The organism is Embleya sp. L77, from assembly GCF_055557415.1.
The window spans coordinates 77,263-103,320 of record NZ_CM145709.1; the positions used below are offsets into that span (position 1 = coordinate 77,263).

Annotated in this window: 23 protein-coding genes; 10 read left to right on the forward strand and 13 right to left on the reverse strand. The window is 71.1% G+C overall.

The annotated features are described in order from the left end of the window. The first annotated feature begins 117 nt into the window (after positions 1-117). Positions 118-1,143, forward strand: coding sequence for an MDR family NADP-dependent oxidoreductase (locus tag ACZOOI_RS00310; RefSeq protein ID WP_465278806.1), 1,026 nt, complete (start codon positions 118-120; stop codon positions 1,141-1,143). A gap of 24 nt (positions 1,144-1,167) precedes the next feature. Next, entirely contained in the window at positions 1,168-1,617 is a 450-nt protein-coding gene (locus tag ACZOOI_RS00315; protein ID WP_465278807.1) for a MerR family transcriptional regulator, read from the forward strand. Between the two features lie 137 nt (positions 1,618-1,754). Here ACZOOI_RS00315 and ACZOOI_RS00320 read toward each other — a convergent pair whose 3' ends face one another. From ACZOOI_RS00320 to ACZOOI_RS00335, 4 genes are all read right to left on the reverse strand, one after another. After that, a complete protein-coding gene (locus ACZOOI_RS00320; RefSeq protein WP_465278808.1) occupies positions 1,755-3,089 on the reverse strand; it encodes a caspase, EACC1-associated type in 1,335 nt (444 codons plus the stop codon). 68 nt (positions 3,090-3,157) lie between these two features. Continuing rightward, on the reverse strand, positions 3,158-3,496 hold the full coding sequence (locus tag ACZOOI_RS00325; protein WP_465278809.1) for an effector-associated constant component EACC1: 339 nt from the start codon (positions 3,494-3,496) through the stop codon (positions 3,158-3,160). After that, complete coding sequence (locus ACZOOI_RS00330) at positions 3,486-4,922, reverse strand: serine/threonine-protein kinase (protein WP_465281322.1); 1,437 nt, start codon at positions 4,920-4,922, stop codon at positions 3,486-3,488. The genes ACZOOI_RS00325 and ACZOOI_RS00330 overlap by 11 nt, the downstream gene beginning before the upstream one ends. Positions 4,923-5,753: 831 nt before the next feature. After that, positions 5,754-7,088, reverse strand: coding sequence for a coiled-coil domain-containing protein (locus tag ACZOOI_RS00335; protein ID WP_465278810.1), 1,335 nt, complete (start codon positions 7,086-7,088; stop codon positions 5,754-5,756). Between the two features lie 199 nt (positions 7,089-7,287). Here ACZOOI_RS00335 and ACZOOI_RS00340 point away from each other — a divergent pair, with 199 nt between their 5' ends. Next, positions 7,288-7,539: a hypothetical protein gene (locus tag ACZOOI_RS00340; RefSeq protein WP_465278811.1), complete on the forward strand. Its 252-nt coding sequence runs from the start codon at positions 7,288-7,290 to the stop codon at positions 7,537-7,539. 144 nt (positions 7,540-7,683) lie between these two features. Here the strand turns inward: ACZOOI_RS00340 and ACZOOI_RS00345 are convergent, their stop codons facing one another. Both ACZOOI_RS00345 and cas2e read right to left on the reverse strand, forming a co-directional pair. Continuing rightward, positions 7,684-8,193 carry a hypothetical protein gene (locus ACZOOI_RS00345; RefSeq protein ID WP_465278812.1) on the reverse strand — a complete coding sequence of 170 codons (510 nt, stop codon included), beginning with the start codon at positions 8,191-8,193 and terminating at the stop codon, positions 7,684-7,686. 430 nt (positions 8,194-8,623) lie between these two features. Continuing rightward, complete coding sequence (gene cas2e, locus ACZOOI_RS00350; RefSeq protein WP_465278813.1) at positions 8,624-8,956, reverse strand: type I-E CRISPR-associated endoribonuclease Cas2e; 333 nt, start codon at positions 8,954-8,956, stop codon at positions 8,624-8,626. 292 nt (positions 8,957-9,248) lie between these two features. Between cas2e and ACZOOI_RS00355 the strand changes: the two genes are divergently transcribed. The 4 genes from ACZOOI_RS00355 (at position 9,249) to ACZOOI_RS00370 (ending at position 14,725) form a co-directional block, all read left to right on the forward strand. Continuing rightward, complete coding sequence (locus tag ACZOOI_RS00355) at positions 9,249-10,493, forward strand: DUF6973 domain-containing protein (RefSeq protein WP_465278814.1); 1,245 nt, start codon at positions 9,249-9,251, stop codon at positions 10,491-10,493. 756 nt (positions 10,494-11,249) lie between these two features. Beyond that, positions 11,250-11,390 carry a hypothetical protein gene (locus tag ACZOOI_RS00360; protein WP_465278815.1) on the forward strand — a complete coding sequence of 47 codons (141 nt, stop codon included), beginning with the start codon at positions 11,250-11,252 and terminating at the stop codon, positions 11,388-11,390. Between the two features lie 548 nt (positions 11,391-11,938). Beyond that, positions 11,939-12,754 (forward strand): hypothetical protein, encoded by an 816-nt coding sequence (locus tag ACZOOI_RS00365; RefSeq protein WP_465278816.1) that lies wholly within the window; start codon positions 11,939-11,941, stop codon positions 12,752-12,754. Between the two features lie 774 nt (positions 12,755-13,528). Beyond that, on the forward strand, positions 13,529-14,725 hold the full coding sequence (locus ACZOOI_RS00370) for a serpin family protein (protein WP_465278817.1): 1,197 nt from the start codon (positions 13,529-13,531) through the stop codon (positions 14,723-14,725). 167 nt (positions 14,726-14,892) lie between these two features. Here ACZOOI_RS00370 and ACZOOI_RS00375 read toward each other — a convergent pair whose 3' ends face one another. The 3 genes from ACZOOI_RS00375 to ACZOOI_RS00385 are packed head-to-tail and all read right to left on the reverse strand — an operon-like array spanning position 14,893 to position 16,766. Further along, positions 14,893-15,474, reverse strand: coding sequence for a GNAT family N-acetyltransferase (locus ACZOOI_RS00375; protein ID WP_465278818.1), 582 nt, complete (start codon positions 15,472-15,474; stop codon positions 14,893-14,895). An 18-nt stretch (positions 15,475-15,492) separates the two neighbouring features. Continuing rightward, positions 15,493-16,326 carry an aquaporin gene (locus ACZOOI_RS00380; RefSeq protein WP_465278819.1) on the reverse strand — a complete coding sequence of 278 codons (834 nt, stop codon included), beginning with the start codon at positions 16,324-16,326 and terminating at the stop codon, positions 15,493-15,495. Beyond that, positions 16,224-16,766 carry a hypothetical protein gene (locus ACZOOI_RS00385; protein ID WP_465278820.1) on the reverse strand — a complete coding sequence of 181 codons (543 nt, stop codon included), beginning with the start codon at positions 16,764-16,766 and terminating at the stop codon, positions 16,224-16,226. Before ACZOOI_RS00385 ends, ACZOOI_RS00380 begins: the two co-directional genes overlap by 103 nt. 198 nt (positions 16,767-16,964) lie before the next feature. Between ACZOOI_RS00385 and ACZOOI_RS00390 the strand changes: the two genes are divergently transcribed. After that, positions 16,965-19,370: a S8 family serine peptidase gene (locus ACZOOI_RS00390; protein ID WP_465278821.1), complete on the forward strand. Its 2,406-nt coding sequence runs from the start codon at positions 16,965-16,967 to the stop codon at positions 19,368-19,370. Positions 19,371-19,434: 64 nt separating this feature from the next. Here ACZOOI_RS00390 and uxaC read toward each other — a convergent pair whose 3' ends face one another. The 4 genes from uxaC to ACZOOI_RS00410 all read right to left on the reverse strand — a co-directional run bounded on the left by uxaC (position 19,435) and on the right by ACZOOI_RS00410 (position 23,489). Beyond that, the gene (gene uxaC, locus ACZOOI_RS00395) at positions 19,435-20,838 is read right to left on the reverse strand and encodes a glucuronate isomerase (protein WP_465278822.1); all 1,404 of its coding nucleotides are present in this window, start codon (positions 20,836-20,838) and stop codon (positions 19,435-19,437) included. A gap of 255 nt (positions 20,839-21,093) precedes the next feature. Further along, positions 21,094-21,771 carry a nickel pincer cofactor biosynthesis protein LarB gene (gene larB / locus ACZOOI_RS00400; RefSeq protein ID WP_465278823.1) on the reverse strand — a complete coding sequence of 226 codons (678 nt, stop codon included), beginning with the start codon at positions 21,769-21,771 and terminating at the stop codon, positions 21,094-21,096. Positions 21,772-21,933: 162 nt separating this feature from the next. Further along, positions 21,934-23,307: a mannitol dehydrogenase family protein gene (locus ACZOOI_RS00405; RefSeq protein ID WP_465278824.1), complete on the reverse strand. Its 1,374-nt coding sequence runs from the start codon at positions 23,305-23,307 to the stop codon at positions 21,934-21,936. Continuing rightward, complete coding sequence (locus tag ACZOOI_RS00410) at positions 23,304-23,489, reverse strand: hypothetical protein (protein WP_465278825.1); 186 nt, start codon at positions 23,487-23,489, stop codon at positions 23,304-23,306. Before ACZOOI_RS00410 ends, ACZOOI_RS00405 begins: the two co-directional genes overlap by 4 nt. A gap of 99 nt (positions 23,490-23,588) precedes the next feature. Between ACZOOI_RS00410 and ACZOOI_RS00415 the strand changes: the two genes are divergently transcribed. Both ACZOOI_RS00415 and larC read left to right on the forward strand, forming a co-directional pair. After that, the gene (locus ACZOOI_RS00415; RefSeq protein WP_465278826.1) at positions 23,589-24,818 is read left to right on the forward strand and encodes a lactate racemase domain-containing protein; all 1,230 of its coding nucleotides are present in this window, start codon (positions 23,589-23,591) and stop codon (positions 24,816-24,818) included. Next, positions 24,815-26,050 (forward strand): nickel pincer cofactor biosynthesis protein LarC, encoded by a 1,236-nt coding sequence (gene larC, locus ACZOOI_RS00420; protein WP_465278827.1) that lies wholly within the window; start codon positions 24,815-24,817, stop codon positions 26,048-26,050. Before ACZOOI_RS00415 ends, larC begins: the two co-directional genes overlap by 4 nt. Positions 26,051-26,058: the final 8 nt, after the last annotated feature.

The following is a 26,058-nucleotide window of genomic DNA, read 5'->3' on the forward strand; positions in this document are numbered from 1 at the left end:
GCGGGGCCGACCGCACGGGCTTGCCTTTGACCCGCACGTCAGGGTTTAGCGTCGCCACGGCGTCACGGCGGAGCGGCCGTGGCGCGGCATCGAACGACGGCAAGTCGAGGAGTTGCGATGAGTACATCCCTGCCCCGCACCACACGTGCAGTCCGCCTCGCCGTACGCCCACCGGGGCTGCCGACGGCCGCCGACCTCCAGGTCGCGGAAGTGCCGATTTCGGAGCCCGGCCCCGGGGAAATCCTGGTCAGGAACCGACACTTCCTGGTTTTCCCGGGGTTGCGGACCCTCATGGGTGACGAGACCGACGGCGTCCCCCTGCCGCCGCTGCGCGCGGGCGACACGCTGTTCGGCCCGGCGGTCGGCGAGGTCATCGCGGCGGGCGAGGGAGCGTCGGCGCGACCGGGCGAGACCGTCGTCCACCTGTCCGGCTGGCGGGAGTTCGCGCTGCTGCCCACCGATGGATACACCTTGGCGGGCGACAGGCTCCCGGACCCGGTGGCGCACCTGTCGACGGGATCGGCGGCATACGGTGCGCTCACGCGACTTGCTGCCGTGCGCGATGGCGAAACCGTCTTCGTCACCGGCGCGGCAGGAGCGACGGGGGTGCTGGCCGGGCAGATCGCCCGGCTGTCGGGCGCGGGTCGCGTGATCGGCAGCACCGGTTCGGTGGCAAAGGCCGAACGGCTGCGGGCGGAGTTCGGCTACGACGCGGTCGTGGTGCGCGGGCGGGCCCCGATCGGCGAGCAACTCGCGAAGGCGGCGCCCGAGGGAGTGGACGTCGTCGTCGACACCGTCGGCGGCGAACAGCTGACGGCCGCGGTCGCCGCAGCCCGTCCCGGCGCACGTTTCGCCCTGCTCGGTGCGCTGTCCGGGCAGCTGTCCGCGGACCGTGCGGGCGGCAGCGCGCCGGCGGAGATCGACACGTACCGGCTCGTCGTCCGAGGGGTCTCGGTGCGCGGATACCGCGGCGCCGACCACCCGGACGTGCCCGCCGAGTGGGAGGAGCAGTTCGGCATCTGGTTGCGGGACGGCCGGATCCGCTTCCCCTACGTTCGGGTGCGGGGCATCGACCGTGCGCCGGCGGCGTTGCAGGAACTGCTGGAAGGGCGGCACTTCGGCACGGTCGTGGTGGAGCCGTAACGACGAGGACGAGACGGGTGGGACATGAGGATCGGGGACGCGGCCGCGGCGGCCGGTACGACGCCCAGGGCGCTGCGCTTCTACGAGCAGCGCGGCCTGCTACCCGCGCCCGCCCGCAGCGCGTCGGGGCAGCGCGAGTACGAGCCGGCCGACGTCGCCCGCGTCCGCGTCGTCCGGGACCTGCTGCGGCTCGGGCTCACGGTGGAGGACGTGCGCGGCTTCGCGTCTCGCCTGGACCTGCTGGCGGACGACACGGCGCCGCGCTGTGGGGACGCGGACGCGGCAGGCGCCGCTCCCGACGGACTCCCCGGCGCGGAATCCGCCGCGTCGTTGGCGGTCGAGCGCAGACTTGCCGCGCTCGACGCAGAGATCGACCGGTTGACCCGCCTGCGCGATCGCCTCGCCCACGCCGCAAAGCGTTCGCCGCGGAGCATCCCGGCACGAGCCCTGCGGGACACTTCGCTGCGCCCGTAGGGCTCGTGCCGGGGACCGCCCTGGGCCGGTGCCCCGTCCAGGGCGGCGAGTGATGCCCACCCGCTGACGGGCGAGCGCGCCGTACTCATCGACCCGCGCGCCCGACCGGTGCGAGGCCACCGTCGCCGGCAACGGGGTCACCCGTTGTCCCGCGCCGTCCCGCAGGATGCGCAGAACGGTTTTCCCGAGTCCGGGGCTCCGCACGCCCCACACATCCGGAGACGTTGGACGTCGGTCGATTTCGGGACGGCGAACGGTCGAAGCCTCGCGGTCTCCTCCACCTCGGGATTCATGCCGACGCCCGGATACCCCGCATTCGCGGTGGGGACCGGGGTCGTTGCCGGCGGCGCGTCGCCGAGTGATTCGACGGCCGACTCCAGCACGTCGCATGCCTTCGCGTAGTCGCCGCGCTCGCGCATGAGCCTGGCGAAGGCCAACGACACCCGAGCGAGCACGTCGCGGGGGTGACTCTCGTCGAGGTTCACGTACGCCTCCCGGAGAACCTCCGCGGCCTCGTCGACCTGGCCGAGTTCGTTGAACAACTGCGACAGGTGCAGGTGCAGCTGGAGATCGTCGGGTGGCTTGTCGGTGTCCCGGGCGTCCCACAGAAGAGTCAGGATCTCGGCGGCCTCGCGGTTGCGGCCGGTCGCGCGCAGCACATCGGCCAGACGCATGCCGACGTCCCATGCGCGCGCGGCCACGTCCGCCGCCGACATCACGTTCTTTTGGGGCACTCGGCGGGCTCGGTTCCACACCAGCGGCAACAGGCCTGCGGTGTTTTGATTGCACCGCTGCGGAGGGGGACGGTTGCGGGCACGCAGTCGGCGGTCGAGGTGTGTGTAGAGGGTTTCGAGGTCGATCAGATCCGGCCCGTCGGGGATTCCGTCGTGCACGATCGAGAGCAACTCGCCGGTGAACGCGGTGTGTACCTCTCCGGCGGGTGAGAGGGAGACGGAGTCGCGGGATGACGACGTCAGGACGTACGTGCCTTCGACGACCGCGTGCTGGGCGAGGTCGTCGCCGTTGGCACCCATCAACGGGTGTGCCGCTCGGCCGCTGTAGCAGCAGTCGAGGATGACGATCCGGCGCCTCGCGGGGCTGCGCATCACGGCTTGGCGGACGTAGTGGTAGGACAGGGCCGTGTACCCGCGGAACTCCCGCGAATGCCGCAGCGCGAGGTGGAGATCGACGTTGTCGGCGTCCAGGAGTCCGTGGCCCGCGTAATACACCACGAGGGTGTCCTTCGCCTCGCGCGCCGCCTCGCTCACCCCGTCGACGATGTCGGCCGGCTGCTCGGGGTCCGCGATGGTCCGGCACGACGCATCCGCCAGTCCCCACAGTTCCTTGTCGCACAGCATCGCGCGCATCGCGACCAGATTCCGTGTCACCGCCGTGAGTTCGGGCAGGTTGGCGTACCCGGCGGTGCCGATCAGGACCGCGCGGGACGCCGCGCGGTCGGGGGGTTGCTGCACCCGGTTCTCCCCGTCCTTGTCGTGAACGTCGGATGGCTACGGGTTCCCGGTGGGCTTCCTCCGGCGTGTCATCGGTCCAGGACGGCGATGATGCGCCGGACATCGTCGTCGTCGGCGCCCCGCAGGACGACGGACACCTCGCCGCGCCTGAGTTCCACGGACGGCGGTTCGACCCGACTTCTGCGCCAGGTCGCAACCGCGAGCGCCAGGTTGGCGATCCCGAGGCCCCCGTCGATGCCGAGCTGGATGAGGTCCAGACCCGGCCCCATCTCGCCGTCCCCGATCGGCCGCGACGAGGCCAGCTCGGGACCCGTCGACGCGAGCCGCTCGTCTGCCAGCAACCACGCGTACAGAGCGCGGAGTTCGCCCTCCCGGTCTGGGTGGTCGACGATGATCTCAAGGTGCATCCGATGTTCCCCCGTCCGGCAAGGTCAGAGTCCGGGCTCCCGTCGGGTGCGGGACCCGGGATACCGCGGTGTGTGTGGCTTCGGTCAGTGCAGTCGTTTCCGTCTGTTCGACGACGCCGCGCAACAGCGCACCGGCGCGGTCGTGTTCCCCGAGGGCGCCCACGCACCACGCCACCCAGAAGCGGCTGGCCAGTGTCAGGGGATGGTCGGCGCCCAGGAGTGTGGCACGCAACTCGGCGATGTCCTCGTGCAACCGCAGCGCGGGCAACAGCTCGCCCCGCTTCGCCAGGGCGACCGCTTCGTGGAAGCGACTGTCGATGCGCTCCACGGAAGGTTGTCGAGGAAGCCGTGAGGTGGAGTGCGGCGACGCACCCGCCTCCGCGTGCCCGGCCTCGTCCAGCAGTGCGTGACTGAGCCCGGGTGTGGCCCACCAAGGTCTCTCGACGGCCCCCAAATCGGCGACGGACCGATTGTTGACGCCCGTTACGGTCAGACCTGTCGTCCCCGGGAAGGTGCGTGGCGTGGAGGACGTGCCGTCGACGGCGGAGGGTTCGCCCGCCGGGATCGGCGTGGTGTGTTCGATGTCCACGAGCAGACCCCGAAGCGAGGTTTCGTCGGACCACTCGGCGAGGGCGGACGCGCATGCGCTCGCGGACGGACGCCGGGTCGGGTCGCGCTCCAGCATCCGGCCCACCAACCTCACGAGCGCCTGCGGGATGCCCGGAACGTCTGCGGGAGTCAGCGGAGCGATGTCCTGGGAGACCTTGGCCATCAAGACGCGGGCGACGTTGCGTCCGTCGAACTCCTCGGGCAGGCGCCCCCTGAGCATGCGGTAGACGATGCAGCCGAGCGCGTAGACATCCATGCCGGCGCCGATGTCGTACCCGGCGATCGTCTCCGGCGCCATGTACAGGGGGGTGCCGATCACGTGGCCGGTGGCGGTACGGCTGCGTGCGACCACGGAGTCCACGGCGATGCCGAAATCCAGGAGTACCACCCTGCCGCTGCGGCAGAGGACGACGTTGCTCGGCTTGACGTCGCGGTGCACGATTCCGGCCCGGTGTGCGACGTCGAGGGCGGTGCCCAGCGCCACGCCGATCGCGCAGCTCTGGCCGATGTCGAGACGGCGTCGGAGCAGGACGTGGTCGAGCGACTCGCCGTCCAGCAGTTCCATGACGAGGAACAGTTCGCCGTCCGCATGGAATATGTCGAGCATCCGCACGATGTTGGGGTGTTCGAGTCGCGCCGCGAAGCGATACTCCGACCGTGCGCGGCTGTCGCGCAGGTCGTCGATGCCGTCCACGCCCCGTACGATCTTGACCGCGACCTCGCGGTCCAGCATCGTGTCGCGGCCCGCCCATACGCTCCCGGCGGCGCCCGAACCGATTCGCGTCTCCAACCGGTACCGACCGGCGACTGTGCGCATTCCCACCCCCGAACGCTGCATCAAGCCTGGACCACCGCGGCATCAACCGGCAAGCAGAAGACGGCTATTGACCGTCGCCGGCCAACGCCGTCGAGGCCGTGTAGCCATCGAGACCGGTTCAGCCATCGAGACCCGTTTAGAGGAACGAAATCGGGCCGCACCAGGAGCGCACGACCATGGGCACGTTCCCGTAACGGAAGCGATCGTGACGTACCGCCTCCTCGGCGACCATCCGTACGACTGCGGGTCGACCGGGATCGACACGAACGAGCTCGACCGACGGGAGACCACCGCGGCCGGCCGGCATTCAGGGCGACCGGCGACCCACGAACTCGTGGTGGGCGGCGCCGAGAGTCGTGCACAGCGCCAGGGCTTCGTCGGTGGTGTGCGGCGGCAGAGTCATGTCCCGGCACCATGTCGTCGTCGTTGCGAAGCGCTCGCGCGACGCCGCGAGATCGACGGCGAGTTGCATGGCAACGAGGGGGCGGCGACGGTGACCTCGGGATGGTCGTGGTGGACCTGGTGGTGGCTACGGAACGGCGGGCCTGCGTCGTCGAGCAGGCCGGGACATCTTCGAACCCCTCGGCCCGGCGCACCGACGCGGCGGCGGGCCGCTTACCCGCGTGTCCGACGTACTTGACGGCCGTAAGGTTCGGCGTCGAGACCCATCGCGGTGTCCCGGCTCGACCATGAGGGTTCGAAGGGACAGGCCGTGGGGTTCTCTCTCCGGCGTCGGGGAGCACTTGACGGCCGTAAGCCGTGCTCCACGAGCCGTTTGCCGACACGATCGGTGCGAGTGCCGGCTCTCGGCGCTCCACCGTGACGGCTGGCCTACCAGGGCAGCGGCAGACGGCCTTCGAGCCGGACGAGCGGATTCGCGATGAAGCCCGCCAGGAGCGAACCGATCCACGCGATGGTCCACAACCCGTCGACCCACTCCGCCACATGCCGCCCAAACCTCCGGCGGACCTCTTCGACCCTGACCTGGAAATGCAGCGCACCGATGGCGGCGACCAGAGCCAGACCCGCACACGGATAGACCCAGCCCGCCATGCCCGGCAGCCACAGCAGGACTTCGCCGGTGATCCCCACGCACACGGACGCCGTCAGCAGCAGCCAGTACCCGATCGTCCGTGGCCACCCGTTCAACTCGTGCCCGCACGGGATCGGATCGTCGGGAAACGAGGGCCCGAACGACTCCTCGTGCCGAACGGGCTGCTCGGACGGTGTTGCCGGAAGCGCATCACCCCATTCCCCCACCGCGTCGACAAGCTCGTCGTCCCAGGCGAACGTAGCCTCGCTCCGGGGGCCGGTACCGGAAGCGTGTGTCGGGGTGAGCAGGTCCGCCGTTGCCTCGCTCCGAGGGCCGGTGCCGGCAGCGTGAGTCGGCGTGAGCAGGTCCGCGTACTCGCGTGCCTCCAGGCGCAGGGCCGCGATCCGGGCGGTGGCGTCGTCTTGGGCGGCGAGCCGCAGGTCGCGTTCGTCGGTCGCGGCCTGTTCGGCACGGCGGAGGAGGTCGAGCAGGCCACGGTGTGTCTCCTCGGCCCGTTCCAGGTCGGCGCGGGCGGCGTCGAGGGCTCTGCGCAGGCGGGTGTTCTCCTCCTCGAGCGCGTGCAGGCGTGTGTTCGTGTCGGCTGTCGTGCCCGCTGCCTCGCCGGGGGCGTGCAGTTGATCGGCGAGGGCGTCGCGATCGTGTTCGAGGGCGGCCAGTCGGGTGCGGAGTTCGCCTTCCCGGCGGGTGGCCTGTTCGGTGCGGGTGGTGAGTTCCGCGTCGATCGCGGCGAGTTGCTCGCCGAGGAGGTAGGCCTGGTAGCGGTCGGGGTGGGAGTCGCGGGTCGCCTCGTGGAAGAGCCTGCGGCCTTCGGCCGTCCGGCCTTGGACGTCCTCCCCGGTCGTGCGGTGGAGGGCGGCGCACAGGCGTTCGGCGAAGTCCGTCTTGTTCGCGATGCGTTCGCCGCGGAGCATGCGGGAGAGTTCGCTGCGTCCGTAGGGCTCGTGCGGGGGATTGCCCTGGGCCAGTGCCCGGTCCAGGGCGGCGAGGGATTCCCACCCGCCGTCGATGCACACCATGCGGGCCCACAGCACGAATGCGCGGTGATGCGGTGCACAGGCCAAGATGCCTATCCCGCCGAGCAGACGACCTTCCTCCGCAGCGTGCGCGTCCATACGACTCCCCCGGGTCGACGCGGTTCTTCATTGCCCATCCTGCCCGATTCGACGGAATCCGTGGTGTGGCGGCACGGCAACACCTCGTCGCTCTTCCGGCAACACGAGCACCGCCGCTTCGCTGGGATCGCCGCAAGGAGCGGCCGCTCGTCCGGGTCTTCGTGCCGCGTGGCGGGCGTGAACCGAAAGGGAGAACACCATGAACGACGACAAGCCCAGGCGCAGGGGCCTGCACGACGGTGCGGGGATCGATCGGTTCGTCTTCCTCGCGGTCCTGGCCGCGGGAGTCGTCCTCGTCCTGGTCGGTGGCCTCGCTCCGGACTCCCTGGTCGTCATGGGCGCGGGAGTGGGGGCCATTTACGGTGCCTACACCGGTCGCGGCGGTGGGCCGCCCGCCACCCACGACCGGGACGCCGACCGGGACGCCGACCGAGACCGCTCCGCCGGGTAGCCGCCGGTGAGACGACCGGTCGGGGCGGGCCCGAAGCCCGGACACCCGAGGCCGGCGAGGGCCTTGGCCACGTCGGCGCGTCTGGGGAAGGGTTTCGCCCTCCCCCGGCTCACCCCCACCTGCGTGGGGACTTCGCTGACGTGTTTACGACGTGGCTCGCGCGCCGCGGCTCACCCCCCTCCCGGTTCGAAGGTTCTGCTGCTCGGGCCCGACCGCAGGTTCGTGATCGGCCGTGCTCCGTACTACAGCGTGCCGTCGCCCGGGGCTTGGAGGACTGGAGGACAGGCCCGCCTTGCTCAGTAGTTCGACGCTGGTCACCAACCCCGAGACGGCGTTCCAGGGGCCTATCTGCACCCGTTCCAGATGAGAGGAGGCGGTCGACAACTGATCGGCCACCGTGCTGCGGCAACTGTGATTGTCCTTGCAGACGATCAGGACCACCCTGGACGGCTCCCCGACCTTCCAGAGTTCGACGAAGAAGTGAGGACGGTGTCGCGTCCAGGTCCCTTCTACGTCCTTCGCCTTCTGCCGGGCCTGGGCGGCGGTCAAGGCCCAGCCCGCTTGGAGCGCCGCGTCGGCGTCGACGACGGGTATTGCGTGATCCGGATGGCGTTCGGCGAGCACCTGCTTGACTACCGCGAGCGTGAATCCCACGCTCGGTTCGCCCGATCGCACCGCTCGATTGCACCGCTCGGTAGTGGCGTTTGAGGTCCTGTCCCTCTTCGCGCAGGGTCAAGAAACCGCCGTCGTTCCCCAGCGCCTGGCAGTACTTGAGGCAACCCCAGTGCTCGCCGACACCTCTGCCCGCTCCCTGTCGTGCCAGGACCGTGCCCCGAGCCAGGTCGTGCAGAACGTCCAAGGCGTCACCGTGACCAGAGTCGCGGCCTCGCGCACGGGCAGGAGCTCCGGTAGCGCCGCACTTACGCGATCCCCTGACCAGGGGCAAGGCCGGACCGCGCGTCCGGAGACAACCGGTCCGGTCGCGCCCACACACGACGATCCGGCGCATCTGCGCGGGCGGTGACACGTTTGCGAGATCGGCCGAACCTCGTGTGGTGTCGGTGGGCCGGCGGCTGTGAACGGGCTAAGGCCCCCCGGCGGTCTCTCCCGGATCGACCTCGCCTCGGGGCTCCAGCGGGTTGAACGCCATCAGGGTCAGGCCGTCGAAGTCGATCGGGACGCGGCGGCGTTCGCCTGCCGTGGTGATGGTGAAGCCCTGTTCGGTCCGGGCCGGGTGAATGAGCACGGCCGCGCCTTTGCCCACCGACTCGCTGACCAGGTCCCAGACCTCGTCGCGGGCGCGGGCGCTGAGCATGCCCACGTATGTGCCGGGGACGGTCTCGATCATCCAGCGGCTGATGCCGCCTCGGACGTGGTCGGGGACGGCGGTGGTGGTGAGCACGACCAGGGAGGTCACGACGCCTCCGTCTCGCCGTAGTTGATGCCGCCCGCGACCCAGCCGCGCTCGGGGTCCCACAGGTTGGCCATCTCGGCGACCGAGTCCTCGGCGTCCTCCAGGCGTTCGCGGGTGTCCGCGTCGGGGTCCAGGAGGTTCTGTACGTCCGCGACGATCCGCGGCAGCAGCTTGACCAGGCGCAGCTTCTCGCGGAAGGAGCGGCGAGCCTCGCCCTCGGGGTCGTCGGACCTGTGCAGGGAGAATGCCAGTGGCAGGGTGTGTTCGGCCTTGTACAGGTCGGCGATGTCGCGGCGTGCTCACCCTCACCCAGGTCCGGGACGCGAACGTCGACCTCCTCACCGAGACGACGACCGCCTGGGAAACCGTCCGCGCCAAACTCCAGGGCCTGTCCGACCGCCACCAGGCCGAAGTCCTCAACTCCCCCGGCCTCACCGGCTGGAGCGGTTCCGTCGCCGACACCGCCCGCGCCCGCCTCGCCGAGACCCAGCGCCAGATCGGCCTCGCCGCCGCCGAGGCAGCCGCGCTGTCCCGTGCCGTCTCCGACGCCCACAACGCCTTCAAAGCCGCCCAGACCGCCCTGCGCGCCGTCCTGGACGAGATCTCCCGCTCACCCGGGTTCACCGTCCGCGAGGACGGCGGCGTCGACTGGCGCATCCCCGACGACGTCGCCCAGGCCCTGTCCGCCGCCGGCGACGGCTGGGCCGCCGCCCAGATCAACGTCGATTACACCAGGCGCGCCCAGGACTTCGCCTGGCGCGTCGGCCAGGCCCTCGCACAGGCCACCCAGGCCGACAACGACGCCCAATGGGACATCTACCAGGACATCAGCGCCCGCGACGACTCCTTCAACCCCCACGCCACCCTCGGACGCGACGGCAACGGCGCCGACATCCTCACCACCTTCCAGGCCATGGACGACCCCCGCGGCACCACGAAATGGCCCGGCGGCATCGTCGGCTTCGTCACCGGCCAACAACAGGTCACCCGCACCGAGGCAGACCTCCTCGACCGCCTCGGCCGGCTCGCCCAGAAAGACTTCGGCGACATCAGGGAAGAAGCCTTTTCCGAAGCCGAGAAACGCTTCACCTCCGACGACAAGAACGACGACCACCAGGACGCCTTCCGCCACACCTACTGGAACGCCCTGCTCACCCAGAGATTCGGCGTCGACTGGGCCGCCAAGTACACCACCGCGCACGAAGGACTCACCGGCAACCCGGGCCACCGCGAGGCCATGGACCTGTACAACAACGACCTCGGCCGCCGCATCGCCCAGGAACACCCCAACGCGTCACCCGCCGAACTCGCCGACCACATAGACCGCGCCATCCGCGAAGGACGCGCCGTCGTCCTGGACCGCAACCACGAACTCGTCTTCAGCGACCAGGAAGAGATCGGCCGCAATACCGTGATCCCCAAACCCGACCCACCCGTGCCCGCCCACGGCGCCCCGCCCACCGGCCCCCCGAACGACCAGCCTCAAAAGAACGGCTACGACCCCGGCAGCGGCGTCGACAACGGATCGACGGTCAGTTGAACCGCCGCCGCACGGCCGCCGCGACCCTCGCGCTGATCCTCGGCCTCCTCCTGACCGCATGCAGTCAGGAATCGGGCAACGTCGGCGTCGAGAACGACGGCAAGGCCTACGACCGACTCGTCACCGGCATCAAGGACTTGGGCGAACACGGCCGCGAGGGCGCCCTCAGCGACCTGACCACCTTCACCTGGGACAACGTCTACGTCTTCTTCGAGGCGCCTCCCGCAAGGACATCGAAACCGCCACCGGCGACCGCATCGACCTCCCTGACGGCAGCGCCAGCGGCTCCGACTACTACTCCGGCGCCGGAGCCCTCTTCGTCTTCACCCACAACAAACACGCCACCCGCGCCATCGCCGTCCCCTACGGCGGCATCACCGAGGGCGGCGGCCCGTGGCCGTCCACCGCCCGCCTGATCCCGGGCAGCCCCGGAGTCCCGGGAACACTCACCGTCCGAGGCTGACACACCCCCACCGCGAGGCCGCCGACACCACTGATCCGGTTACCGGCCGCCGACCCGCCCCGCGCGCGGCGCAACCTTCCCGGAACACCCGGCCCCGCACACCCACCGCGCGCATGGGCCGGGATGGAATGCGTGGCACGAACGTGGGGCAGCGACCGCCGACTTACCGCCATCGCACGCACCGCACTATGGGTCCGCGCCCGCCAGGTCGTCGCCGACCAACCGATCACCCCCACACCAGCGTCCTGGATTACGGGTGCGGCCGCGGCGGCGACCTACGCGCCCTGCACGACATGCGGATCACCGCCGACGGCTGGACCCCCCACTACCGACCCGACGCCCCCGTCGCCCCCGCCGACGTCGTCCTGCTCACCTACGTCCTCAACGTCATCGAGGACCCCGCCGAACGCCGCGAGACCCTCCGCACGTGGTAGACGTACTTCCGCCGAGTATTCGCAGCCGGGCGCGGCGTTCGTCGGACAACAGGTCCGGGTCGAGCCCGCGGACCACGCTGCTCGCCACGATCAGCAACTCGGTGCGCGGGTCTTCGTGGTGCCGGTCGTCGGGCGACGTGGTCAGGCGGTGGGCCCAGATGCGTGCGAGTTCGCGCCGGTGCTCGTCGGGTAACGCGCGTAACCACGCGGTGCCGGTGATGCCCGGTCCGGTCATGGTGCCGTTGCGGCACGCGGCCCGTATCACCGCGTCCGCCAGACCCGCCATGTCACCGCGAGCAGCGAAGTGGGCGTATTCAGCGGCCTGTTCGGCCAATACTCCTCGTCCCGCATCCAGTCCACACAGGCGAGCCTAGGCACCCGCCCCGACACATCCCGCCGACAGGCGTCGACGCGAGGTCTGTCTCGTTGTCCCCCAACTTCAGGAGCCACTCGACGAATGGAATGAATGAGATGAATCGCCCGTGCATCGGCGCCGCCGACCCTCGCGCAGACGAGGGGGCGCCTGTCCCATTCGGATCTGTTGTGCGGTGAGCCGGGAGCCGGGGGCCGGGGCCATGAGCCACGATGGCGCCATGAATTCCATGGCGAAGCGCGTGATCAGGTGGTTCCTGGGCGCGGTGGCGTTGGTCTTTCTCGTGTTACTCGGCCTCATCGCGTGGGGCCTCTACTCATTCGCGCAAAACCAGAAGACTCCGGATGCGCCCGACGTCGACAAGGTGGCCGGCGCCCCTGGAGTTCGTGCGGCCCAAGGGACGGCCGTACGGGACGTCGAGGCCGTGTACACGACGCTGGAACAGACCATGGGCGGGCGCGCCGAGCGCCGCGCCGAGGCGGTGTCGGACGTGTGTGGCAGTGAGTTCCGTGGTCCGGCGTTCTTCGGGTCCGGGGGCGGGAGGTGGAGCGGTGTCCGCTGCGAACGCGAGGTGATGCGCGCGTACGTGCTCGACGGTCCTCGGGCGGAGAACGCGACGGTCGTTGCCGTCGCGCTGCAAGCCGGCGGCTGGTTCCGGACCGAGCCGGGTGCCGTGAATCCGGATACGCCGCCATGCCCCGCGCCCGCGTCACCCACCGTCGACGCCTCCGCCACGCCGGTCGGCTACGAAACGGCGTGCAAGATCGACGCAGTCCTGCCGTCCCGCGTGAGTCTGCGGGCGCAGTTCTGGGACGTGGGCCGGTCGTCCTATTTCCACTCCCGGTTGCGGCCCACGGACGTGCGCTCCACGACCAGCACGACCGCGCAGATCGACGCCCAGGCCATCACGAACGCGCCCCGGCCGGACGGGAGCAGCGTCGTGATCGTGTCCGTCCTCGCCCCCTACTTCGAGCAACAGCGGCATTCCTGACGCGACTTCGTTTCCACGCGTCCGAGCCGCTCCGAACGGCGATGGCGGGCCGGGTTGCCGGCTGTGAGCACCGCGAGGCGACGTCGGACGCGTGTGGTTCGGGTGTCGGCCGTCCGGGTTGGGGTGGGCCGGCGGCTTCGGGCTGTGATCCGGCGGACGGCTGTCCTTGTCGGGGCTGCCCCATGATCCGGCATCGGCATCCCTCTCACTGTGCAGACGATGCGGCCCGGCGAACTCTGCGGTCCGCATGCCGCCCCGCCGCGCCGTACCCGGTTGATCGAAGTAGTTCGCGAGGTCGTGTCCCCGCCGAGAGCGAGCAGGGCCGCGAACTCATCGACATGTGCCGGAAGTTCGGCTGCGAAACCCTCAGTGGTGTTCGGGCTGCGCCCTCGGCCGCCGCTCGGGCGATCCGGGGCCAGGTGAGTCGTCCGCGCCGCGTCGGGGTCGGGGTCGGAGTCCGTGAACGCGAACGCCCGCCCCGGGCGGCCTCGGTGACCACACTCAAGGTCGCGGGCAAGATGACCCCGGTGGCCTCCCCGGCACTCCACATTCCGAACGTTCACACCGCTCTGCTTGTGCCAAGACACCTGCACTCCCAGGCCCGGATCTCGTGACGAGGAGCCGCCGATCGCAACCCTGGAGATCGGCCCGGGTCTTGCCTGGCCCGGGCCGCGGGTCGGTCCCCGAGTGACCGCGACGTGCAATGCGCTCGCCGGTCGACGCTTCCTGCTCTACTCTCGCGGGGATCCGTGAGCGACGAAGGGGCAAGCAGGCATGGTCAGTCACCGCACGGTCGAAGCCGTCAACGGACTGACCGCACGTTGGGCCGCCGCGACCCTGCCCGAGGAAGGCACGGTACTTGCCGCAGCCGGAGTGTGGCCCTTGCTCGGTCTCCTCGCCGCCGGTGCCGCAGGTCCCGCCCGGCAGGAACTCTCGGCAGCATTCGGCGTCCCGGCGGACGACGCCGCGATGGCGGCACGAGACCTGCTCTCCACCTTCGGGGCCATGCGTGGCCTGAGCATGGCCCTGGGCCTGTTCACTCGCGACACCCTGCCCATCGAACCGGCCTGGCTGAACCAAGTGCCCGCCCAAATACACGGGCAACTCACCGGCGACCCCGCCCGCGACCGATTGCACCTCGACGCCTGGGCGGCCAAGTGCACGGACGGGCAGATCGACGCAATGCCGATCACGGTGAACGACAAGACTCGGCTGGTGTCGGCCGGCGCCCTGACCCTCCGCACCGACTGGGTCCGACCCTTCGTCCCAGGTGTACTCGAAGCCGAGACAGGGCCCTGGTACGGCAGAGTCCTGGCCGGCCTGTCCCGAAGTTCCGCTCTCCTGAACCGTGTCGGTGTCGCGGACACGGCGGTCGGCCCCCTCACCGAACTTCAGGTCGTCGGCGCCCACGGCATCGACGTCCACCTGTACCTCGGAGCACCCGAAGCCACCGCAGGCCAGGTACTGGCCGCCGCCGTGGCCACACTTCACAACCGACGGGCAACCGTCCCCGGCGATCGCCTCCCCGACGGCGCCCCTGGCCCGGGGCTGTCCGTGGCTCGCGTCCCCAGTGTCGACGGCGAACCCACGCTCCACGTGGATACCGTCGCGTTCACCGTCAAAGCCCACCACGACCTCCTCGCCCACGCCGACCTGTTCGGCCTGCGCACGGCAACGGACGTCTCACAGCACCACTTCCCCGGCATCAGCGCCGAACCCCTGGCCATCCAGCAAGCCGCGCAGACCATGACGGCGACCTTCGGCGCGCGTGGCTTCCGCTCCGCAGCCGTCACCGCCTTCTCCGGACTCGCTGCCGGCATCCTGCGCCACCCCTTCCGGACCCGCGAGATCAGCGTCCGTTTCGATCGCCCGTTCGCCTTCCTCGCCCTGCACCGCACCTCTCGACTCGTCCTCAACGCAGGCTGGGTCACCGACCCGGATAGCTTCGAGGAAGCCTCCTACGACTATTGAGCGGACGTTGAGTCCGATCTTCCTCGGCTCGTGATCGCTCGATCGTGGTACTGATTGTCAGGTTCGACCGCCCTCTGGGCACGCCCATGCCGAGATGCGGGGCAGGAGACGAGAGCCGTACCCCAGCGATTTGTCGGATGAGCCGCGGGTGTTGATCGAGCCGATGATCACGGCCTGGAGGCAGGGCCGGATGGCACGGCCGACGGCCGCCACTCTCGCCTGAGCAAACCGAACACCCACGAGTCGGATACCTCACCGTTCACGACGCAGTCTTCCCGCAGCGTCCCTTCGCGCACGAATCCGATCTTCTCCAGGACCCGGGCGGATGCCCCGTTGCGCGTATCGGTCTCGGCCTGAACCCGATTCAGGTCCAGTGTGTCGAACGCCCACTCCAACAAGGCGTGCGCGGCCTCCGTCGCGAAGCCGTGGCCCCACATCGCATCGGCGAGGCAGTAGCCCAACGACGCACTGCGATAGTCCTGGTCCCATGCGGTCAGACCGCACCAGCCCACGAAGGCCCCGTCGGAAGCACGGTCGATGGCCACCCGAGCCCCGGTGCCGTCGTCCGCCATCTTCCGGCACATCTTGATGAACCGCTCGGCGCGGGCCCGTTCGAGCCACGGCGGGGAGTCCCAGTAGCGCATCACGTAGGTGCTGCTGTGCAGCGCGAAGAGGGGCTCCGTGTCGGCGTCGGTGAAGGGGCGCAGTCGCAGGCGAGCGGTGTGCAGTATGGGGGTGGCCAACGTCATGCGCACCATCATGCGTCCTCATGAGGCGGGCGGACACCGGATATCCGGTCCCGGTCCGGTCCGCCGGGCCAAGGCACCACCTACCGAACGGCGTGGGCGAGTTGGGGTGAGCCGATCGTGTAGGGCGGTGCCAAGGAGGGCGCCGGCCGGTGGGGCCAGGAGGTAGGGCCACAGGTTGGCGGTGTGGCCGGAGAGCAGGGCCGGGCCGAGTTGGCGGGCCGGGTGGGCGGAGCCGCCGCTTTTGGTGGCCAGGAGTGCAATGGTCAGGGCGACGGTCAGGCCGACTGCGTACGGGAGCAGTGTGCGCAGGCGCGGGCGGGTCGGGAGGGCGCCGAGCATGAGGGCGACGACGAGCATGACGCCCGCTTCGGTGGCGCAGATGGCGATGGTCGTCCAGCCGAGGTCGGCGGCCACGGATGCGTAGGCGATCGGATAGCGACGGGCGGAGGAGCCCCACAGGAGGCCGCCGAGGGCGGCGCCGGTCAGCAAGCCGGCTGCCTGGGCGGCGAGGTAGGGGAGCACGGCTCGGCCGGGGAAGGCGCCCAGGCGCCACAGGGCGACGGCGACGGCCGGGTTGAGGTGGCCGCCGGAGCGACGGCCGGGTGGGGACAGGATCAGCGCGGTCAGGAGTATGCCGACGATCGCGCCGATCACCGCGAATGCGAGGTCGGGGTCTTCGAGTGCGATCGGCGAGTCGGGGGAAAGCAGCCATCGCACGGTGGTGACCACAAGCAGGAGCAGCGCCGTGGTCAGGCCGAACTCGTAGGCGGCGCACCGCAGTACGTGGGCCGACGCGTCGTCGTGGGCGAGCGGTGTGCGTGGGCGGCCCGGTGGCCGGCCGGGGTGGGGCATCGGCGTGCATGGGAGACCTCGGTGGGGCGGGTCGGGCGGCGGGCTTCGCGGGTGCACGCGGCTTCGCCGGGGCGTGCGCGCACGTGGCTCCGCGTGGAGGTGGGTTGGCACTTGGCCCCGCGTGGGGGTGTGTGGGCCACCTGGGCCCGCCGGGTGTGCGGGCACGTGGCTCCGCGTCGGAAGTGTGGGCACTTGGCCCCGCGTACTTCGTCCGCCGCAGGCACCTCCTCGTCCTCCGACAGGAAGAACACGCCGACGCCGGCGGGATCGAAGGCCCGCAGGCCCAGGGCGGAACCGTCACGCACCCGGAAGTCCACCTCGCCGCCGGCCTTGGTCTCCACCGGTTCGCAGAAGGTCTCCAACCACGGGACCACACCGGCCAGGATGTCCTCGAACCCGCAGCGTTCGAAGAGCCACAGCCCAACTGTCGGCCCCGACATGCCACCCCGAAGACTCGTGGCCCCGGCGGCACCAGGACCCGGTTCTACCCCCACTCCCCGCGTGGCGCGATATCGTCGGCGACCGGGACCGGGACGGCCGATGAGTGCGGGCGAAATCGGGGGCGGCATGGGCGACGATGACGGTGACGACATGACGGTGACGATGATCCCGACGACGGTGCCGGCGACGGGTGAACGGTGAGGCGGCCGGGAGGGCGTCGCGGCTGGGCGCTGGTCGCCGCGGCCATCTTCCTTGTCCTGGCCGTGGTGGCGACCGTGTTGGTGGTCGTGCTGCGCGGCGACGACGAGCGCAGTGGTGCGGCGAGTCCCGCGGTCCGGGCCGAAGACGTGCTGAACGAGCGCCAACTCGCGCAGATCCGCGGCGCGCGGCCTGATCCCTCCTGCGCCGCCGCGCCCGGGAAGGGCCCGGGTGCCCCCGGTCTCGTCGCCCTCGACGTGCTGCGCGTCGACGGCACATGCCTGTCGACGACGACCGAGTACCTGCCCGCCGCCGATGTCGGCGCCCGGCGCGCCGCGTTGGCGCAGGATCCGGGGGTCGTCGTCGCCGCGGTGGCCCCGCCGGCACAGGCCGACGCGGCCGACGACGAGCGTGAAGACCAGTGGGCCCTGGACGCCCTCGGAGTCCCGGAGAAGTCCAGCGAACTCCCGTGGCCCGACGGCACCGGAGTCGTGGTCGCGGTGATCGACACCGGTATCGACGCCGCCCACCCGGACTTCGCGGGCGCGGTCGTCGGCCGACGCCACTACGAGGGGGAAGGCGAGCCCGACCCGGACGGCCACGGCACCCACGTGGCCGGCATCATCTCCGCCCGTCGGAACAACGGCGGCATCGTCGGCGTGGCGCCGGGCGTGTCGGTGCTGGACGTACCCGTGCGCCTCAAGCATGCGAACGACCGGGGGCCATCGTGGTCGGTCGGTCTGGCCTGGGCGGTCAACCACGGCGCGAATGTGGCCAACATGTCCCTGGGCAGTCCCCTCGCGCTCTACGGGCAACCCGACTACCACGATGCGATGGCGTTCGCCGCCGCGGCGGTGGAGTTCGCCCGGCACAACGACGTCGTCCTGGTCTCCAGCGCCGGGAACTGCGGTGGCAGTGCGGGGGATTGTGACCAGAGCGACCAGCGGCAGGTCCCGGCAGCGTTGGACGGCGTCGTCGCGGTGGGCGCGGTGAAGGGCGACTCGGAGGTGACCAAGTACTCCACGAAGAACGGCGATGTGGACCTGGTCGCCCCGGGCGGCGAGCACAATTTCCTGCTGCCGCCGAACGTCGGACACGACGGCACGGTGATATCCACGTATCCCGGTGGCAAGTACGAGTGGCTGAAAGGCACTTCGCAGGCAGCTCCGCACGTCGCGGCGGCCGCCGCCATCGGCCGCTTCGTGAACCGGCAGGCGAAGGGCGACGACATCGCCCGGGCACTGATCGACTCCGCCGACCCCAACCGGGTGAGCTGGAGGGACCGTTCGAAGATAGGCGCCGGCCACGGGTTCCTGAACATCCCCGGGATGATCGACAAACTCCGGACGGCGCCGTCCCCCACGCCCACCCGCCCGGCCGGCCCGGCCGGGCGCACGCAGGCCGCATTCGTGCAGGACGGCACGCTGTTCGCGTTCGACGGCAGCACGCCCCGCCCGGTACGCCGTGTGGATCCGCAGGCGCCGCTGCGGTGGATCACCTGGTCGGCGGATCACACGCTGCTCCTCGGCGCCGACGAGCGCACCCTGTTCTCGTGGGCGGGCCCCGACACCCGCCTGGTCGAGAAGCCGTGCGACTGGTGTGCCGACAAGAACACCTTGCCCGCCTTCGTCGAGAACGTCACGGTCACCGATCCCGGCACCGGTGCCCCTGGCGGCGACCTGGTGCTCCGCGTCGACCCGGACGGCACGCTCACCCGCTACGACGCGCACACGCTCGACGAACTCGGCTCGACGCAACCCGCGTACCCGCGCGCCGCGGTGGGTTCGAAGATGTTGCAGGGCGCGGTCGGTGGCAAGCTCGTCGTGATGGATTCCGGCGGCGCGCACGCGCTCGAGCGGTTGTGGCTGGTCGATCCGGTCTCCGGCCAGGTCGGCGCATCGCACGAGGTCGCCGGCCGGGTGCTGACCGACATCGCGGTCGGCGCCACGGGGGAACGGATCGCCGTCGTCACCGGTTGGGCCGCGTGCGGGCGGCCGGAGGGCGTCTACGTGCTCGGCGGAGGTGATCTGAAGGAAATCGCGAAGCCCGAGCCGCCCGCCGGCCAGATGTTCGACGAGGTGTTCTTCAACGGCGACACCCTCTACGCGAGCATGTCCGGGTACTCCATGTCGGCGGACCAACCCTGCAAGGCGGTTTCCTCGTCCGGCCTGTGGCGGCTCACCGGCGCCGGGTGGGAGCAGGTGGACCCGCGACTCGCCGCCGGACGCCCCTTCGAAGGCCGTCCCGCCGGCCCGGCCACCGGCTGGCTCGCGGTGCGTGACGGCGGCGCCGTGCTGGAACCTCCGGTTCCCGACGATCCCGCGAAGGGGAACCTGGGTCCGGTGAGCGGGCAGGTGTGGTCCACCCCGACCCGTACCGAGGTGCCCGCCAAGCCGCCCCGGTGATGCCCCGGCCCCCGGAGGGCGCGATTTCCGTGCGCGTCCTTCAGGGTTCGGGTCGAGGCGGTGATCACAGCTTGAACGCCCTGCGCGGGTTGACCGTGACCAGATCCACCGCCGTCTCCATCGCCTCGTCCTCGTCGAGTCGGTGTTCGGCGACCAGTTCGGCGAGATAGCCGCAGTCCAGCCGCCGCGACATGTCGTGTCGGGCGGGGATGGAGCAGAAGGCCCGGGTGTCGTCGACGAAGCCGGACGTCCGGGAGAATCCCGCCGTCTCGGTGACCGCGCGGCGGAACCGGCGGATGGCGTCGGGAGCGTCGAGGAACCACCACGGGGCGCCCGCGTAGACCGAGGGGTAGAACCCGGCCAGCGGAGCGATCTCCCTGGTGAAGACGGTCTCGTCGAGGGTGAACAGGATCAGCTGGAACCCTTCGGCGGTTCCGTACCTTTGCAGGAGCGGACGCAGGGCGTCGGTGAACTCGGCGCGCAGCGGGATGTCGTGGCCGGTGTCGGGGCCGTACCGGTCGTGGGTGGGTGTGTGATGGTTGCGGCGCACGGACGGGTGCAGGGTCATCACGAGGCCGTCGTCGCAGGACATGCGGGCCATCTCGAGCAGCATGTGTCGACGGAAGGCGACGCCCTCGGCTTCGCTCGCCGTGCCCTGCAAGGCGGCCCGGTAGATGCGGGCGGCCTCGCCGTGGGTCAGCGGTTCGGTGCCCACGTCCGGGTGGCTGTGGTCGGCGGAGGTGGCGCCGTGCGCGATGAAGTGGCGTCGTCGGTTTTCCAACGCCCGGATGTAGCCGTCGTAGTCCGAGGTGTCGATGTCCGCGGCCTCGCCCAGGCGCGCCACGGCCTTTTCCCAACCCTGACCGGGTTCCAGGTAGCGGTCGGGTCGGAACGTGGGGACGACTCGCGCCGTCCACTCGGGGTCGGCGGCCAGTGCCCGGTGCGCGGCCAGGTCGTCCGCGGGGTCGTCGGTGGTGGCCAGCACCTCGATGCCGAAGCGGCGGAACAGTGCCCGCGGGTGGAAGGCCGGTTCGGCCAGCCGCGCGGCGATCCGGTCGTAGATCCGGTCGGCCGTGGCGGCGGCGGGCCGCTCGGTCACGCCGAAGATCTCGACGAGTTCCGCCTCCATCCAGTAGCGGACGGGGGTCCCTCGGAAGGCGGTCCAGTGCGCACACATCGTGCGCCACACTCGGCGGGCCTGCTGTTCGGGCAATGGCCCCTGCCCTACCCCGAGTTCGTCCAGCGGGACACCGCAGGCGTGCAGCAGGCGCGTAACGTAGTGATCGGGGGAGATCAGCAGACTCGCCGGATCGCTGAACGGCTCGTCCTCGACCAGCAACCGAGGGTCCACGTGACCGTGCGGCGACAGGATCGGCAGGTCGCGGACCGCTTCGTAGAGACGGCGGGCGACGGCGCGTGCTTGTGCGTCGACGGGCAGGAGCCGGTCGGGATGGAGTGAGGAGGGCATACTCCGAATGGTTGTCCGCAGCCGGAGGCCACGGCAATCGGTTGTCATGTGTTGCCGCGAGAGCCCAGCCCGCGTGCGGGGGCTTGTGAGCAGGGGCTTGTGAACAGCAGCTTGCGTGCGAGGGCTTGTGGGCAGAGAACTCGTGCGCGCCGATGCGGGCACAAGCGCCGATCGGCAAGGCCCGTCGAGGACTTGGGCCAAGCGTTGGGGATAGCCGGCCACGAAGCGGGGCGCATTCCCGACCGTCCGACCCCACTATGGGGCGCCGGCCGCCGGCGTGAAAGGCGCCGCGATCTGCGCGGCCAGGTGCCCGGCCCCGTAGCCGTTGTCGATGTTGACCACCGCGACCCCGGGGCTGCACGCGTTGAGCATCGACAGCAGCGGGGCCAGGCCGCCGAAGGCCGCTCCGTAGCCGACGGAGGTCGGCAGCGCGACGACCGGCGCGGCGATCAGCCCCGCCACCACGCTGGGCAGCGCGCCGTCCATGCCCGCGGCAACCACCACGACCCGGGCGGAACGCAGCAGGTCGAGCATGCCGATCACGCGGTGGAGTCCGGCAACGCCCACGTCCACGGCCAGCTCACAGCGCCGTCCCAGGTAGCGGGCGGTCAGTTCGGCCTCGAGTGCCACCGGGAGGTCGGAGGTGCCCGCCGCCAACACGACCACGAGACCTCCCTCCGGAGCGGGCGGTTCGGGTGGCCACACCAGCAACCGGGCGTCCGACTCGTGCCGGGCGTCGGGCAGTTCGGCGAGGACGGCCCGCGCGTGCTCGGGGCCGGCGCGGGTGAACAGGGCCACCGCCCGGCCGCGCTCGCGCAGCTCGCGGGCGATCGCGCCCACCTGCTCCGGGGTCTTGCCCTCGCAGAAGATCGCCTCCGGATATCCTCTCCGGTCGATCCGGTCGTGGTCGAGACGTGCGAACGATTCAGCCATGGCGAACTCCGATCAGGGAAAGCGTGCAGGCACCCGATTGCGTGCCTGCGAGATCGACGGCGACCCTCCGGAACCCGGCGGCACGGAGCATCGCCGGAGCCGCCTCGCGCGGGTCGCCCGCGAGCGCCCCGATCTCGGCGCCGGGCACCTCGATGTCCTCGGTCAGGTGAGTTCCCAGGCGCGGGCGGTGAGCGCCTCGACCAGTTCGGTGTCTCCGGCGAGGACGGGATCGAGGAAGGCGAGCACGGCGTGCGCGGCGTCGGACGGTGACCCGGTGAGGATGGGGGCTGCGGCGTCTCGTACCGGGACCCCGTTGCTTCCGAGCAGGTGCAGCAGCCACGCGGCGATGACGCGGAGCGCACCGGGCGGCATCGCCCCGGACGTCCGCTCGGCGTAGAGCGTCGGAAGCACGCGCACCGGGATCTTCTGGGCTCCGTCCTCGGCGATCTTGGCGAGGGTGTGCCGGATGCGCGGGTTCGCGAAGCGGGCCGTCAGCGCGTCCCGGTAGCCGGCCAGCGCGGTTTCCGGGAAGTCCAGGTGGGCCGAGGCCTCGTCCCACCATTCGCGCACCCAGACCCGGCAGACCGGATCGGCCACGGCCTCGGCGACGGTGGCGTGCCCGCGAAGCGGCGCCGCGTACGCCAACAGCGAGTGGGCGCCGTTGAGCAGGGACAGTTTGCGTTCCTCGTACGGCGTGACGTCGGCGACGAAGCGGGCACCGGCGTCCTCCCAGCGCGGCCGCCCGGCCGGAAACTCGCCGTCGAGCACCCATTCGGTGAACGGCTCGGTGACGACCGGGACTTCGTCGCGGCGCCCGGTCGCGTCGGTGGCGGCGGCCACGTCGTCCGCGGTGGTCCACGGGGTGATCCGGTCGACCATGGTGCCGACGTACGAGGCGTGCGTGGCCGCCTCGCGCCATCCGGGGCGCCCGATCGCGTCCGCCAGTTCGCCGATCACCCGTGCGGTGACCTCGCCGTTTCCCGGCAGGTTGTCGCACGGCACGACGGCCACGGGGTCGCCGCCCGCGAGCCGCCTGGCGGCCAGCCCGGCCAGCAGCCGCGCGGCGACGGTCGAGACCGGGGCGTTCGGATCGGCGCGGAGTGCGGCGACATCGGCACTCACGTCGGCGCGTCGGGTGTCCAGGCCGCCCCCGGGGGCGCGTGTGTACGCCGCCTCGGTGACCGTCAGGGTGACCACCGCGAGTTCCGGTCGCCGCCAGTGCTCCAGCCACGCGGCGTGGTCGCCGCCGGAGTGCGCCGAGGTGAGCGAGCCGATCACCTCGAAGCGGTCGCGGTCGGGAGCACGGGTGACCAACGTGTAGAGCCCGTCCTGGGCGGTCAGCCGCTCGGCGATCGCGGTGCTGCGCCCGGTGAACGCCGCGATCCCCCACCGGTCGGCGTCGCCGGCGTGCTCGGTGTACCAGGCCTGGTGGGCCCGGAAGAAGCCGCCCAGGCCGAGGTGGAGCATGCGCACCGGCGCGGCGGGGCGCCCGTCCACCGCGCGGGACAGGGGTCGGGTCGCGGGTTGGGCGGTCACAGTTCGAAGACCTTTCGCGGGTTGACGCCCACCGGTTCCGCCGCCGCCTCGAATGCCCCGTCCCGGTCGAGCCGGTGCGGTGACGGGATCGGCAGGTCGCGCACCGTCTCGTACCGGCACCGGGCGAGAGCCCGCACACCGGGGGCGACGGGAAGTGGTCGGTCGGAGTGGGGGCTTGGCATGACGGCATGTTCGCTGCCGTCGGCCCGGCGCGGCAACCGGTTGCCATGTGTTGCCCTGGGCACTTGCACCGCGTCCGACGCCATGGTCCTCTGGCCGCCATGACAGCACAGATCGGCGGGCCGGACGCCGTCCTTCCCGAGGCCCGGGTGCGAGCCTTCGTCGCCGAACAACTGGCCGACGAGGATCTCGACGGCCGGAGCGTATGCCTGGTGGTACCCGACGGCACCCGCAGTTGCCCGCTTCCGCTGCTGCTCTCCGCGGTGCACGAGGCGCTGTACGGCCGGGTCTCCCGGTTGACGGTGCTTGTCGCGTTGGGTACGCACGCGCCGATGGGCGAGGCCGAATTGGCCGCCCATGTCCCGCCGCTGCCGGGCATGACCGTCCTCAACCACGAGTGGTGGGAGCCGTCCACGTTCGCCTCGGTCGGCACGATCGGCGCCGAGCGCGTGGCCGAGTTGTCCGGCGGGCTGCTGCGCCAGGAGGTCGACGTGCGCCTCAACCGGGCCGTCGTGGACCACGACGTGGCCTTGGTCGTCGGCCCGGTCTTCCCGCACGAAGTGGTCGGCTTCTCCGGCGGTGACAAGTACTTCTTCCCCGGCGTCGCGGGCGCCGACATCATCGACCTGTCGCACTGGCTCGGGGCCCTGATCACCAGCGCGGAGATCATCGGAACGCGCGGCATCACCCCGGTTCGCGCGCTGATCCACGAGGCGGCCGCGCTGATCCCGAGCCGCAGGCGCGCGCTGTGCGTCGTGGTCGAATCCGGCACCGGGGCGCTGCACTCGATGGCGTACGGGACCCCGGAGGCGGCCTGGTCGGCGGCGGCCGACGTGTCCGCGCAGGTCCACGTCCGCTACCTCGACGCCCCCGTGCGGCGTGTGGTGTCCGTGATCCCGGAGAAGTACGAGGACATCTGGACCGCGGCGAAGGGCTTCTACAAGCTCGAACCGGTCGTCGCGGACGGCGGCGAGGTCGTCCTGTACGCGCCGCACGTGCGAACGATCTCGGCGATGCACCCGGAGATCGAGGAGATCGGCTATCACTGCCGCGACTACTTCACCAAGCAGTGGGACCGCTTCAAGCACCTGCACTGGGGCGTCCTGGCGCACTCCACACACCTGCGCGGCGCGGGTACCTACGACGAAGAGCACGGCGAGCGCTGCCGGTTGACCGTCACCCTCGCGACCGGCATTCCCGAGGACGTCGTCCGCGGGGCGAACCTCGGCCATCTGGACCCCTCCGCGGTGGACTTCGCGGCGCTCGCCGCCGACCCGGACACCCTCGTCGTGCCGCAAGCCGGCGAGGTCCTGCATCGGTTGCGCCCATGAGGGCCGCGTGGGTCGATGCGTCCGCCGGCATCGCCGGGGACATGCTGCTCGCCGCCCTCGTCGACGCCGGGGCCGCGTTGAGCACCGTGCGTGCCGCGGTGGAGGCGGTGGTGCCCGGCGAGGTGCGCCTCGCGCAGACCCAGGTCATCCGCGCCGGTATGCGAGCGACGCGGATCCACGTGACGCCGAGCGCGGACGACCACGCACACCGGACGTGGCGTGATGTTCGCCGCCTCATCGAGCAGGCGCCCCTGGCCGATCCGGTCCGCGCCTCGGCACTCGCCGCCTTCGCCCGCCTCGCCGTCGCCGAGGCACGCGTACACGGCACCGGAACGGATGAGGTGCACTTCCACGAGGTGGGTGCCTGGGACTCCATCGCCGACGTCGTGGGCGTCTGTGCCGCGCTGCACGACCTCGCCGTGACCGATCTGACCGCAGGTCCCGTGGCGTTGGGCGTCGGCCGGGTCACCACCGCCCACGGCGAACTGCCCGTCCCCGTCCCTGCGGTGGCCGAACTCGCCGCCGGGTGGCAGGTGTTCGCGGGCGGCGAGGGCGAACTCGCCACCCCCACCGGCATGGCGCTGCTCACCACCCTGGCCCGCGAGTGCTCCCCCCTGCCGCACCTGCGTCTGGAGCGAACCGGCATCGGCGCCGGCAGCCGCGACACCCCCGGACGCCCCAACGTCACCCGCGTCTTCCTCGGCACCCCGGCCCCGGCCACGACCCTCGACTCCGCCTTCGACGCCGCCGAAGCCGTCGTCCTGGAAACCAACATCGACGACCTGGACCCGCGCGCATGGCCCAGCGTCCTGGCGTCCCTCATGGAGGCCGGCGCCTCGGACGCCTGGCTGACCCCCATCCTCATGAAGAAGGGCCGCCCCGCGCACACGCTCTCCGTCCTGTGCCCACCGCACGACGCCCGCCCCCTCCGGGACGCCGTCTTCCGCCTCACCACCACCCTTGGCGTACGCGAACGGCCGGTCCGCAAAACCGAACTCCAACGCGGCTGGACCCAGGTGGACGTCCTCGGCAGCAGCCTCCCCGTCAAGGTGGGCCACCATTGCGGCAGGATCCTCCAGGCGACGCCCGAGTTCGCCCCCGCCGCCGCCCTCGCCGCCCGTCTCGGCCTTCCCGTCCACACCGTCCTTGCCGCCACCACCACCGCCGCCCACCAGGCAGGCCTGACCTCCAGCGCCCCCACCCCGCAAACGCTCGCCCCCGAACCCGCCTGAGTCCGCCT

Excerpts from the sequence above, each read along its gene's own strand:
- ACZOOI_RS00310 (WP_465278806.1), top strand. The coding sequence starts at position 118 with ATGAGTACATCCCTGCCCCGCACCACACGTGCAGTCCGCCTCGCCGTA.
- ACZOOI_RS00315 (WP_465278807.1), top strand. The coding sequence starts at position 1,168 with ATGAGGATCGGGGACGCGGCCGCGGCGGCCGGTACGACGCCCAGGGCG.
- ACZOOI_RS00325 (WP_465278809.1), bottom strand. The coding sequence starts at position 3,496 with ATGCACCTTGAGATCATCGTCGACCACCCAGACCGGGAGGGCGAACTC.
- ACZOOI_RS00330 (WP_465281322.1), bottom strand. The coding sequence starts at position 4,922 with ATGCGCACAGTCGCCGGTCGGTACCGGTTGGAGACGCGAATCGGTTCG.
- ACZOOI_RS00335 (WP_465278810.1), bottom strand. The coding sequence starts at position 7,088 with ATGGACGCGCACGCTGCGGAGGAAGGTCGTCTGCTCGGCGGGATAGGC.
- ACZOOI_RS00340 (WP_465278811.1), top strand. The coding sequence starts at position 7,288 with ATGAACGACGACAAGCCCAGGCGCAGGGGCCTGCACGACGGTGCGGGG.
- ACZOOI_RS00360 (WP_465278815.1), top strand. The coding sequence starts at position 11,250 with ATGCGGATCACCGCCGACGGCTGGACCCCCCACTACCGACCCGACGCC.
- ACZOOI_RS00370 (WP_465278817.1), top strand. The coding sequence starts at position 13,529 with ATGGTCAGTCACCGCACGGTCGAAGCCGTCAACGGACTGACCGCACGT.
- ACZOOI_RS00375 (WP_465278818.1), bottom strand. The coding sequence starts at position 15,474 with ATGACGTTGGCCACCCCCATACTGCACACCGCTCGCCTGCGACTGCGC.
- ACZOOI_RS00380 (WP_465278819.1), bottom strand. The coding sequence starts at position 16,326 with ATGCCCCACCCCGGCCGGCCACCGGGCCGCCCACGCACACCGCTCGCC.
- ACZOOI_RS00385 (WP_465278820.1), bottom strand. The coding sequence starts at position 16,766 with ATGTCGGGGCCGACAGTTGGGCTGTGGCTCTTCGAACGCTGCGGGTTC.
- uxaC (WP_465278822.1), bottom strand. The coding sequence starts at position 20,838 with ATGCCCTCCTCACTCCATCCCGACCGGCTCCTGCCCGTCGACGCACAA.
- larB (WP_465278823.1), bottom strand. The coding sequence starts at position 21,771 with ATGGCTGAATCGTTCGCACGTCTCGACCACGACCGGATCGACCGGAGA.
- ACZOOI_RS00410 (WP_465278825.1), bottom strand. The coding sequence starts at position 23,489 with ATGCCAAGCCCCCACTCCGACCGACCACTTCCCGTCGCCCCCGGTGTG.
- ACZOOI_RS00415 (WP_465278826.1), top strand. The coding sequence starts at position 23,589 with ATGACAGCACAGATCGGCGGGCCGGACGCCGTCCTTCCCGAGGCCCGG.
- larC (WP_465278827.1), top strand. The coding sequence starts at position 24,815 with ATGAGGGCCGCGTGGGTCGATGCGTCCGCCGGCATCGCCGGGGACATG.